Origin of the sequence: Ureaplasma diversum NCTC 246, assembly GCF_000731915.1 — a bacterium.
Lineage (GTDB): Bacteria > Bacillota_I > Bacilli_A > Mycoplasmatales > Mycoplasmoidaceae > Ureaplasma > Ureaplasma diversum.
This window is the reverse complement of record NZ_JFDP01000088.1, coordinates 1-12419: the sequence shown is the minus strand read 5'-3', so window position 1 is coordinate 12419 and position 12419 is coordinate 1. Positions and strand designations below refer to the sequence as shown.

At 27.2% G+C, this 12419-nt stretch carries 9 protein-coding genes and 1 pseudogene; 1 reads left to right on the top strand and 9 read right to left on the bottom strand.

Annotation, left to right across the window (positions count from 1 at the left end; genetic code table 4):
• Window positions 1-340 precede the first annotated feature (340 nt).
• Window positions 341-1471, top strand: coding sequence for a GA module-containing protein (locus UDIV_RS03915; protein WP_038103607.1), 1131 nt, complete (start codon window positions 341-343; stop codon window positions 1469-1471).
• Window positions 1472-1582: 111 nt separating this feature from the next.
• Here the strand turns inward: UDIV_RS03915 and UDIV_RS03910 are convergent, their stop codons facing one another.
• The 9 genes and pseudogenes from UDIV_RS03910 to UDIV_RS04630 all read right to left on the bottom strand — a co-directional run.
• Window positions 1583-2698, bottom strand: coding sequence for a hypothetical protein (locus UDIV_RS03910; RefSeq protein ID WP_038103604.1), 1116 nt, complete (start codon window positions 2696-2698; stop codon window positions 1583-1585).
• 224 nt (window positions 2699-2922) lie between these two features.
• Entirely contained in the window at window positions 2923-3942 is a 1020-nt protein-coding gene (locus UDIV_RS03905; protein ID WP_038103601.1) for a Vmc-like lipoprotein signal peptide domain-containing protein, read from the bottom strand.
• Between the two features lie 149 nt (window positions 3943-4091).
• Window positions 4092-7352, bottom strand: coding sequence for an MIP family Ig-specific serine endopeptidase (locus UDIV_RS03900; RefSeq protein ID WP_038103599.1), 3261 nt, complete (start codon window positions 7350-7352; stop codon window positions 4092-4094).
• Window positions 7353-7568: 216 nt separating this feature from the next.
• On the bottom strand, window positions 7569-8003 hold the full coding sequence (locus UDIV_RS03895) for a hypothetical protein (RefSeq protein ID WP_051749544.1): 435 nt from the start codon (window positions 8001-8003) through the stop codon (window positions 7569-7571).
• Window positions 7984-8343, bottom strand: a complete 360-nt coding sequence (gene rbfA, locus UDIV_RS03890; protein ID WP_038103596.1) for a 30S ribosome-binding factor RbfA — start codon at window positions 8341-8343, stop codon at window positions 7984-7986. Before rbfA ends, UDIV_RS03895 begins: the two co-directional genes overlap by 20 nt.
• A 5-nt stretch (window positions 8344-8348) precedes the next feature.
• Window positions 8349-10208, bottom strand: a complete 1860-nt coding sequence (gene infB / locus UDIV_RS03885) for a translation initiation factor IF-2 (protein ID WP_038103593.1) — start codon at window positions 10206-10208, stop codon at window positions 8349-8351.
• Between the two features lie 28 nt (window positions 10209-10236).
• Window positions 10237-10485: a DUF448 domain-containing protein gene (locus UDIV_RS03880; protein WP_038103590.1), complete on the bottom strand. Its 249-nt coding sequence runs from the start codon at window positions 10483-10485 to the stop codon at window positions 10237-10239.
• Window positions 10486-10488: 3 nt separating this feature from the next.
• Window positions 10489-11931, bottom strand: a complete 1443-nt coding sequence (gene nusA / locus UDIV_RS03875) for a transcription termination factor NusA (protein ID WP_051749542.1) — start codon at window positions 11929-11931, stop codon at window positions 10489-10491.
• Between the two features lie 115 nt (window positions 11932-12046).
• Window positions 12047-12419 (bottom strand): annotated as a pseudogene (locus tag UDIV_RS04630) (hypothetical protein); the annotation flags it as partial.

Genomic DNA, 12419 nt, shown 5'->3' with positions numbered 1-12419 from the left:
GGGACTTTCTAGGCAAATGTTCCGGTTAAAAGTGTTTTAAGAGATATAAAAAATCCTCCTTATTTCTTTGTATTCACGCTTATAAATCTCTTCAATTTCTTACCTTTTAATTTCTTCTCCTACTAATCTATTACCTAACTACCCCTACCAAAAACACTCTTCCAACTAACCCTTTATTAGCTAAAACAGCCTAAGCAACTTATCTAAACAACATTACAAATTAATTTAAACCTATCAATTAATTTAGTTTTAGTTAGCTAATTTGTATTATAATTTTTAGATATTTAAATGGAATCATAGTATTAAAAACTTATTATCGAATTAGAATAAGGATTTAGATATGAGTAAATTAAAAACTAAGAAAGCAGTCATTTGAACTGTTGTTGGTTTATTAGTAGCTTCATCAATTATTGGTTTAACTACTGGTCTTGTAATTAGCAAGCAAAACAATAAAAATAACAAAGACAAAGAACTACAAACTAAACAAACCAACTCAAAAATAGCTATTAATGAATTATCTAGTTTAAGTAAAGAAGAAAAAGCTAATTTCATTGAACAACTTGATAAAACAAAAACTATCAATGAAATAGATACTATTTTAACTATAGCTAAAAAATTAGATCAAGACAAAAAAACTGCTAATAATCAAAAACTAACAGAAATACAAACTAAGAAACAATCTATTTTAGATTCAATTAGTCTATTAAAAAACTTAGAACAAGATCAAATCAAAGAGTATCAAAACCAAGCAATAAACACTGATTCTCTTATAGAATTAGATTCTATTTTACAAACAGCTACAAACAAAGATCAAGAAATTAAATTACAAGCATTTAATGACTTTATCAAAGTTAAAATAGATGCCAATCAATATATTTTAAACAACCTTAATAAACCAATTTATATTGATGCTAAAAATGAACTTGAATCAAAAATCAAAGATTTTGATCAACGTTTTGAAGATGAAAGCAACAAAGTTGCAAATAAATATAACGAAGCTAAATCTATTTTAGAAAATGCTATCTTTCATGCTAGTAGAGATGTTAAAAAAGTTGATACAGCTCAACTTGATGAAAACAAACTAGAACTTAAAGAATTAAAATTCCAATATCATAAAGATAATAAGCAAATAGTTAAGAACTTAATTGTAACTATTACTGGTAAAAACCTTGATAAACGATTTAATAATGATCCTAAAGCTGTTTTATTAATTCAAAACTCTAAACAAAATATTAATTATTTCAAAGTTGATTTTCCAATTAATATAGAACATAAGGTGCTTAATAACACCAATGAACAAATTAACTTTGGTGCTAATCTAGATGATAGAAAAAACACTAAAGGAGATGTTGAAATCGATAAGTTAGTTTTAATTTCAGATAATGAATACCATATCATTGATCTTAAAAACAAATCTTTAAAGTTTAATACAGATACTACAGATAAAGATGTAAGTATCTTTGATAGTTAGATTATTGTTATTTAGTGTCTTTTAAATTAATAATACATAAGAAAAACTAATCCTTTAATTGGACTTTGTACCAACTATTTGGATTAGTTTTAATTATTATTTAAACATTAATTAAGATTGAGCTCTTTTAATTCTGTTTTGAAGTAAATCTAAAACTTTCTTACTTTGTTTAGCTATGATCTTTTTAGCGAACTTTTCAACAAATTTATAGTTTATGAATGGTATTTTGTTTTTAATGAAGTTGTATGATTGGTTAGTGATTACTTCAGATAGTTTAGCTGCAACTTGGTTATTATCATCTAATAATAAAATTAAATAAAAAGTTTTAGGAATATTTTCGATGAATGTGTTGTCTAATCTATCAAGAATTTTTTGAACCATTTTTTTAGCAAATGAAGCTTCTTCGTTTTTAGCATCAATTTCTTTATTTGATAATTTTTTATCCGGCTTTTTGAAGTCTAATTTAATATTACCAGTTGAAGAACCTGTTTTAGTATTTTTTAAATCAATATTTAATGATCAGCCACCTCTAATATTTTGGTTAATATTAGTAAATTCTAAATCTTCACTAAATGAAACAAAGTATTTAGCTAAGAAATCTTTAATCATTTTAACAACTTGATTGTATTCATTTAATTTGTTATCTTGGATTGCTTTCTCTTTAGTTATGTTTAAACCAACACGTTTATCAACTTTTTCAATAGCTTCTTTTAAATCTTTTTCGAATCACTGAATAGGAACATAGAAATTGTTAAATTCTTTTTCTAAAACTTCTTTAACTTCTTTCGCTTCAGCTGAGTTTTCAAAAGCAACATTAATATCATCTTTTTCTGGTTTAGTTATTAAATCTTTTTTGAAATCGAAGTTTTGGAATTTCTTTAATTCATTATTAAGGAATTGTTCTCTTTCAAATTGTTTGTTGATTTTAACACCTTTAACATTAACATCAAATTTAATGTAGTCACCCTTCTTGTTAGCAAATTCATTTACTTGATCTACAAATGTTTTTGATGATTGAACAAAAGATTGGTCATCATTTAAACCGTAGGTAACACTATATGTTGTTTTAACAGGAGCTACTTGTTTTTGTTGATTTTGTTGTGTATTATTCGAACCTTTTTCCGGTTTACTTTCTGGTTGTGATTTTTTACATGCAACAGCAACTGCTGCTATTGGTACTGCACAGAAAGCAATCAAAGATAAGATTTTGATAGTTTTTGCTTTCATATTTTATTCCTCTAATCTCGAATAGCAAAATTCTAAAAAAAAAAAAAAAATGTGAAGTAATATAAACAAAGTTTATAAAGCTTTGGGGAATAATTTCTGTAGTTAGTTGAGTTGTCTATTAATCTTGCTAAATATTTTAGTAATAAGCGGGTTCGCTTTGGGTTGTTGAGAATAAAAAACCAAACCTATTAGGTTTGCTAAACGTTTTATTAGCTATGAATGCTTTAAAAAAGTTTATTCTCCTTCAAGAAGTTTGGAATAGTTTTTGCTAAAATAGTATCGGCGATTTTTTGTGGATCATTAGCATAAAATTCTCTACTCTGTAGTGCTCAATACGCTCTTCAAATTGTCTTAGTTACCATTTTAACCATTAATAAATTTTTTGAATTTTTATAATCAGGACCAAAAAAACTAGTCATTAACTTATCATCGTCTTCGGTTTTAAACAATTTTTTGAAATCAACCTCAAAAACATCTTCTGGTTTAACAGCGCCTGTGTCCTGATAAAAACCATGCTGTATTTGTTCGTCGGTGATTTGTTTATCTTTTTCCATTTTTAGCATTCATTCAAGTATTTTTTTAGTTCCATCGATAACTTCTTCACGTGTAAGTCTTCTTTCTTCTGGAGCTTTTTGTTCTTGATCAGCCTGATCACCTTGCATTTTTTCTTCTAGCATCGGGCTTGAATTTTCACCGTCTTGTTTACTATTAGATTGTCCAGAATCCTTAGAATCTTTTTCGTTCTTTTCTTGCATTCCTTCTTGCTTTTCTTCTGGTTTCTTATCTTGCTCAGAAGCGTTAGGTTCTGGGGTTTTTACTTCAGGAGTTGATTCTTCTTTTTTAGTTTCAGGAGCTTTTGGAGTTCCTTGTTCTTTTTGATTTGAGCCAGTTTCAGGTTTTTGATCTTTTTGATCTTTTTTATCATCTGGGTTTAGATTAATTTGTGGTTTGATTGGCTCTTCTGAAGAATCCTTCTCAACCTTAGGAGTTAGTTGTTGATTATTCTTTTCTAAGTTTTGGTTATTATCTTGTTTAGGTTGATTAGTTTGATTTTTAGATACATCACTATTTGTTTTCTTATTTGCTTCAACAGTGACATTCTTGTTTTTGTTTTCAACCTTTTTAACAGGCGTATTTTTGTTATCATTACAACTAGCTAAAATAGCAGTTGCCCCAATTGTAGCAACCATACCTAATGATAATAAAACAACTAGTTTTTTATTTTTAAATTTATGTTTAATCATTTTTATACCTCTTTGTTTATTAACAAGGTAATTCCATATTTATTTAAAACTAATGAGTGTAATTACTCTAAATAACAATGCAATATTATAACAAGAATTTGATTTTAATGTATTTTTGATGAATACAAATTTATAAATCACATTATTTATTAGTAGTTTAAAGATGAACTTCTGTTATTAAAGAATGGGAAGAAATCGTCTAATCCAAATCTATTAAATCTTCTATTAATTCTACTGAATGTATTTGGTCTTGGTTTTAATTCAGGAGCTTTATCAAATAACCAAGTTTTTTCATTAGAGAAGTGTTTTCTTAATGCTTGTTTGTATGAAGTCAATTGATATGGCATTCCACCATTGATTAAATCAAACGCTGGTAGAATTTGTTCATCATTAATTCTAAGTCCTTCAAAAATTAATGGTTCTGTTAGTCCAGTATCTGTTTCATTAACAATTGCAAAATGGATACCAACAATTTCTTTATTAGCATTTAATACAGCTGATCCAGATGATCCAGGTTTAAGTGAACTATCTGCAATTGAATACATTAAATTAAAATATTCATTATATCCTTCATATCCTGTTGCTTTTTTAAAGTTTAAACTATAGTTAGTTATTGTTCCATTATTAACACCAGGAATAATTTGATCATATTTATTTAAGAATAAATTGTCATTAATATGATTAGTTTCTAGTTTTGCACCAGTAGTAAAATCAGTGTCTTTAGTTGATTTATTAATTGTTGGAACTTGAGCAAAAACATCATTGTAGGCTTTTTGTCCTTGATACCCAAAAATATAAAAGTCTTTTCTATTTAATAAAGTATCAATATCATTTGTTAATAAGCTACCTTTAGCAAACTTATGTGGAGTGTTTTTGTATTTATTATAGAAATCACGAGTAATAAGTCTTGCTTGTTGCTCATTTTCGAATGTAATTTTAAGAACAGCAAAATCCTTAGCATGATCAGGTAACATTTTTATTGATTGATCTGAACCAGCGTGACGTTTGTACGCAGTCATATAACTTTTATCTAAGAAATTAGTTGCCATATATAACAAAGCAAAGTCTTTAATTTTATATTCTGTAAGATTTCTACTTAGATTTTCATTTCGACCATATCTTCTTAAACTATTGCCTAAATGCTCACTAAAAGCAACAGATAAACCATCCCTTTGATGTCTGCTTGTTATAATTTGAGCTTTTGGAACTGTAGCAGTGTCATATACTTCATTTTTTAAATAAAAGAATCGCCCTGCAACATGGATATTTGTAGCAATAAAGAAAGTAGTTGGATATTGTTCATCATTTTTAGGGTGAACATAATCTAAAATTCAACCTGTTCCTAATACTTTTTGAGTTTTATAGTTTCCTCTTTGAAGTTGCGTTGTCTTTGTATATCTAAGAGCAAACGTCATATCATAAGCATACTTATAAACATCATTTTCAGGTATGAAATAATTTCAATATTTATTGTATTGACTTGGATCTTTTATCTGAGTATTAAATTTATTATACTTAATTATTTCATCAGTAGATAAAGCCTTAGTTTCATAAGCTTTATTGTATTCAAGTTGTTTGTTATCTTCTAGATCTAATGTTTTGAATTGATGAACAAATCATTTATCTTCATTAACATGATCTTTTGAATAAATTGAATAAGGAACACTACTTTGGATTCTATTTACAAGCACACTCTTTAGTTTATATGAAGTGTTTTTATTTAATCCGGTTAGCTTTGCTCTAATCCATTTTTGGTTTTTATCTAAAGTTATTGAATTATCACTAAACTCTTTTATATTATTATTTTCATCTTCTAAAGTAATAGTTACTTTATCATTTACATTTAATAAATTCTCATTATCAAATACTAATGCTTTAAAATCAACACTATTGTTTTGTGGTTCTATAAATTCAATTTGATTATAAGCTAATAATACATTAAGTGGTTTTTCAATTACTTTAAATTCTGTATTAGCTAAACTATTAACTGCATTAACAAAGAATGATGTTTTATTTTGATTTTGATCAATAATCCAAGCATTCTTAAAAGTGTATTTTAAGTTTTGGATTGGTTCTGATCCAATCTTAAGATTAAATTGTTTAACTACTGTTTTATTTAATTCAGTAGCTTCTATTTGAACTGGTTCACTATAAACAGGATTATTATTTTGATCAACAAATTCTAATATAACATTAACTGGTTGATTTTTATTATTAAAGTTTGATAAAGTAGTATCAAACACTAGTTGATGATCTTTAGTGTAATATGGTCTAAGTTCAATGCTTTGAATATAACTTAAAGGTTGATAGTTATTAAATTCAATTTTAAAATCAGCTTTAGCTACATCATAAATACTATTATTTAAATCATCATTAACATTTTTAACTAAATTAGCTGGTTTGTTTTTAAAACTAATAGCTTTAGTAATATATTTCTTATTTTTAGCTAAATTAGCTAAATCAAAAATAACAGAAGCAGCTGAATTAGAATGCTCAACAATTTTTGATTCAATTGTTTGATCATTATCTAATGTTAATAAAACAATTTGATCATTAGTAAATAATTGATCTTTAGTTTCTACATCAACTTTTAGTTGATGTTTATTACCATCATATTCATATTTAGATACAAATGTTTTAGATGGTTCTAAAGTAATTGGTTTTAGTTTAAATTTAGTTAAATCAAAGGTTTTGGTTTGATTAATATCATCTTTATTTTTAATTAATACTTTATTAAGTGATCAGTTTCGATTAAAAACTAGATCATTAAATGATACATTAACTTTAACTTCTTGTTTATTATCATTAACTTTAATTAATTGATTAGTTTTAATAGATAAATGATCGTTTGAAACATATTCTAGTTCAACTAATTGGTTGTTAAGTTGATGATTTAAATCATCAAAAATAAGTTCAGTATTAATAGCATTATTTAAATATTGATGTTTAACTTCTTTTAAACTAATTGTTTGTTCTAAAGTTTTAAAATCTAATGATTGTTTAAAAACTAGATCATTAAGTTTGAAATTAGTTAATTGATAAGTAGTGTTTTGTTGTAATGAAGTTAATAACAGCTTAAAGCTATTGTTTGTTGGTTTTAATGTTAGTTTTTTAGTTTGTTTAGTTTTAAGATTAATTAAATCAACAAATAAGTTAGCTTTTGGATCCAAGGTATTATTATTATTATTAAGATTAATTAATAGTTGGGCTGAATTAGTAGTTATATCTTTAATTGTTGCTTGTAATGAATAATTAGTTTTAGGTTTAGTTGTTTGATCTTGGTTATTTAACTTAGATGGATCAGATGTTTGATCTTGGTTAACACAAGCAACTGCTACTAAACTAGTTGCAGCTAATAATCCAGCTGTTGGAATTATTAGCTTTTTAAATTTATTTCAAAATGCTTTCATACATCAATCTTTTAATAACCTTTAATAACACTAATTTCTAAAACAAAATAATATAACTATGTTCTTATTTTAGTAGTAAACTACTAAATATATTAACAAAACATATTATTTGTTAATTTAATTATAAAACCTTTAGCACATTTAAACAAACTAAAACAATAACAATCCCCTTTGTAGAAGCTACAAAGGGGGTATTTTATTTACTTACTTATTTATTTAGTAATAAATATGAACACTAATATTCAAACATAAACATATGATGAATAATAAAAAAGCTAATGAATAGAAAAACCAGACAAATGCATGAAATAAAACAGAAGCATGCAAACCATTAATTCCTGTAATCCAACATCCTAACAAAAACAATAAAGGAACAAAAAGAAGAGCAAAACCAGTATAAACCATTATTTTAATTGGTTTAACTAAATCATCATTTTGAGCAATAATAAATTGTTCTTGTAAATTTAAATGTATTGGATTTAAAAAGTGTAAACATAAACCAAAACCAATACTTAATAATAAAAGAACTACGAAAATAGTGCTTCAAGATCAAACTAAGCCCTTTTTAGTTCTTAAGTGTTTATCAAGTACATAAACATTTTGTTTTGGTTTATGTTTTTTAGTAACTTGATTATTTATTTTGCTCTTCATCATCTTTTATCTTTTTAAATAAAGCATCAATTTTTTGAGCATAATCAATTGTTTCATCTGAAACAAATCTTAGTTCAGGAAGTTTGTGAGCAGATCAAACTTGTGAAAGTTTTGATCTTAAAAGTCCACTTACCTTATTAATAGCAACTAATACATCTGGCATTGTTGATCTAATTCTAGTATCTAAAAAGATTTTAGCAACTGATAAATCATTACTTAATCGTACTGCAGTTACCCTAGCATTTTTAGCAATTGGATCACGCACTTCTTTAAGAATAGTTTCATTTAAAGTTTGTAAAATTAATGATTCCAACCGACCTATTTTTACTTCACTAGCCATAGTTTTTAATTTACCTCATCATGTTTCTTTTCTATTTTAGCATAACATTCGATGATGTCATTTTCTTTGATATCATTGAAGTTTTCGATTGTTAAACCACAATCTCTTCCCTTAGTTACTTCAGATGCTTGGTCTTTGTTTTGTTGTAAACTTGCAATCTTTGAAGAATAAATAACAACACCATCACGAATTACTCTAGCTAAAGCATTTCGTTTAATTTTACCATTTAAAACATTACATCCACAAATTGTTCCAACTTGTGAATGATGTCAAATTTTAAGAACAACTGCTTCACCTAATACTTCTTCAACAATAATTGGGTCAAGACTACCCTTAAGTCATGATTCAAGGTCTTCTTTGAACTTGTAGATAACTTCATAAGAAACAATCTTAATACCAACACTATCAGCTAATTCCTTTATTAACCGACTTGGTCGAATATTAAAACCAACAATAACAGCATTTGATGTTTGAGCTAAACGGATATCTGATTCACTAATTTGTCCAATTGCTGAACGAATTAATGAACTTGTTGCTCCGTTGATTTCAATACCACTTACTATCCCTTTAAGTGCTTCTAAACTTCCTTGTACATCAGCTTTAATAATTAAGTTGATGTTTTTAAGTTCACCATCTGCAATCTTTTGTTTAAGTTCAAGGTTATTAACCATTGCACGTTCAATTCGAATATTTTTTTGACGAACATCATTAGCAATTTGTCTTGCCTGTTTTTCAGCATCTAAAGCTAAGAATTTATCACCTGCTGTTGGTACACTATCAAATCCAGTTACTTTAACAGGTTTAGAAGGTAATGCAGCAGTTAGTTCATTGTTGTTTTCATCAAACATATTACGGATTTTACCATATGTTGCTCCAACAACTAAATAATCCCCTTTTTTAAGAGTTCCATTTTGTACTAATAAAGTAGCAATAGGACCATGACCTTTATCTAAGTTAGCTTCAATTGTAGTTCCATAAGCTAAACGGTTAGGGTTTGCTTTATATTCATTAAGTTCAGCTACTAATAAAATTGAATCTAATAGTTCAGCAATTCCTTCATTCTTAAGAGCAGAACCTTTAATAAAAACAGTATCCCCACCTAATTCTTCAGCTACTAATTCTTTACCAGCTAACTGTTGAATAACTTTATTTGGATCAGCTTCATATTTATCCATTTTATTAACAAAAACAATGATTGGAACATTAGCAGCTTTAGCATGGTCAATCGCTTCTTCAGTTTGCATTTTAATTCCATCATCCGCAGCTACAACTAAAATAACAATATCAGTTAAATTAGCTCCCCGAGCACGCATTTCAGTAAAAGCTTCATGTCCTGGAGTATCAATAAATGTAATTGGTTGATTATTTTTAACTACTTGATAAGCACCAATGTGTTGCGTAATCCCACCAGCTTCATTACTTGTGACTGATGTTTTACGGATTGTATCTAATAATGTTGTTTTACCATGGTCAACATGACCCATGATTGTAACAATTGGTGCTCTTGTTTTAAGATCTTTAGGATCATCATCAAAGGAAATATTATCTAATAGGTTTTCAGTGTTAATATTTTTTTCAATCTTAAAGTCTAAATCATACTCTAAACAAAGTTCACCAATTTGTTCTTCATTTAAAATTGTGTTTAGATTGTATGCGATTCCTTTTTTGAAATAACGCATAATGATTTCATTAACACTTTTGTTTAATTTAGGTGCAAGTTCAGCAATTGTAAGAGGTGATGTAAATACAAATGTACCATTAACAACTCCAACATCTACTTGCTTCATTTGCTTTTTAATATCCAACCCTATCCGGTTATCCTTTGGTTTGGAATTAACTTGTTTTTTAATATTCTTCTTTGCCATATTTCCTCCTGATAATTATTAACTCAACTTAATTAACTTTTATTAATTGTTCTAATACTGCTAATGTTGATTCAAAACTTTTAAGATGAAAGTAATTAGTAATCTTTTTAGCAACATTATTTAAGTTCATATCTTTATCTAGTTTTAAATAATATCCCCGCCCACTTGATGAATTAAAATCGATTTCATCTTGTTTTATTATAAAACGAACCATTTGGTTTGGTGGGTATTTTTTTCTTGTATAAAAACAAGTTCTTAAATTGATGATTTGTGCCATTGTTTATTTTTGTTCTAAATCAATTAAATCTTCAAAACCTTCTAATACTTCAATATCTTCATCATCAGCTTCACTATCATTGTTTTCAACTACAATTGGTTCACTTTCTTGTTCTACAACAGGTTGTTGGATTGGTTTAGTTTCAGTTTCTTGATGATTAGTTGATACAGTTTCACAACTCTCTTCTTCTTGCGTTTGAGCATTGATTTCGTTTCGATAGTTTTCAACAATTGCTAACACATCATCATTGCTCATTGTGTTCTTATGAAGGTTTTGCATTCGAAGACGACGGAATTGTTCTTGATCAAAGACAGTATAGCTAATGTTTTCTTTATGAGCTTGTTTATCACTTTTAACATCAATACTATAACCAACTAATTTACTAATTAATCGGATATTAACCCCACCTCGTCCAACAATTGAAGGAATATGTTGTTCTTTAGTAATTAATGTAACAGCTCTATTTTGTTCATTAGGATCAAAAATTAAACTAACAATTTTATCAACCCCAATTGCATTAGCTAAAAAAGTAACTATATCATCAGAATATTGAACAATATCAATTCGTTCATTATTTAATTGTTTAGAAATACTATTAATAGTACTTCCCCGAATTCCTAAAATAGTTGTTACTGGATTAATGTTTGGATTATAACAACTTACCGCTACTTTAGATTTAATCCCAGCTGATCGAACAATTTTTTCGATCTTAATAACCCCTTCACGCACATCTAAGATTTCTCTTTTAATAATTGCTTCTAATAAATCAGGATCATTTCTTGTTAAAAGCACAGGTCAAAGTCTTGATTGTTCTTTAACATCTTTGATCACAAAGTGATAAAGATGGTTTAGTTTTAATTCTTCATCACCAATTTTTTCTTTAACAGATAAAAACCCTTGTGTGTTTCATTTATCTTCTAAAAGGATATGATAACCATAGATTTGATTAGTGTTATTGATTCTTCGTTCGTTTTGTTCTACAACTTTAGCATAAATTACTTTTCCAATTTGGGGTCTTCAATAATCAGCTACTTTAGCATTATGTAATTCAGTAATTCGTTGTTTAAATAGTTGAGAAATTTGTAAAACTTGTGAAGGTTTCATCTCTTCAATTGGATATGTTTTATAAACTAAATCGCCAACTTTAGCATCTGGATTGATTTTCTTAGCTTCACTTAATAGGATTTCAACGATATCATCAAACCCTGTCTCAAGAGTTTCATCATTGCTTTTTTCATCTTCAACAACAGTGAAAATTTCATAGCAATCAATTGTCCCTTTTTCTAAATCGATTTTAACTTCAAATCGTCCATCTGGTGAATTCTTATGATAAGCTTTTTCAAACGCTTCTTTAAGAACTTGGGCTACATCTTCAACTGGAAGGTCTTTATCATTAGCAACTAAAGGGATTAAATCTGCTAATTCTTTTGAGTTTATTTTTGCCATTGAAAACCTTTCATATATCGTAATTAAACAAGAAACGACAACCCTATAAGAGGGATGTCGTCTCAAAAATCACTTGTTTTGTTTGTTTGACTAATTAAATTATAACATATTTAGATTAATCTTCTGATTCAAAGTCGCTTAAATCATCATAATACTTCTTATCATCTTCTTTAGTATTATTAGTATTATTAACTTTATTAGTACTCATATAAGTACCATCATTAATTCCAAGATCTCGTAAATCAATTGGATTAATACTATTATCTTCATTTTTAAATCAAAGATCAAATTCTTTACCATTTAATAAAGCTACTAAGAAGTTAGTATAAGCAATTTTTGTTTTTCTTTGATTATAAATTGCTTCAGCTAAAAAGTCTTTCATAGCATCTCTGCTTGTGAATCCTTCCATTGGACAACCACAAGGTACAGTTGGCATATTACTTACTTGTTTAACTGCTTTAATAATATCTTTTTCACGACATAAAATT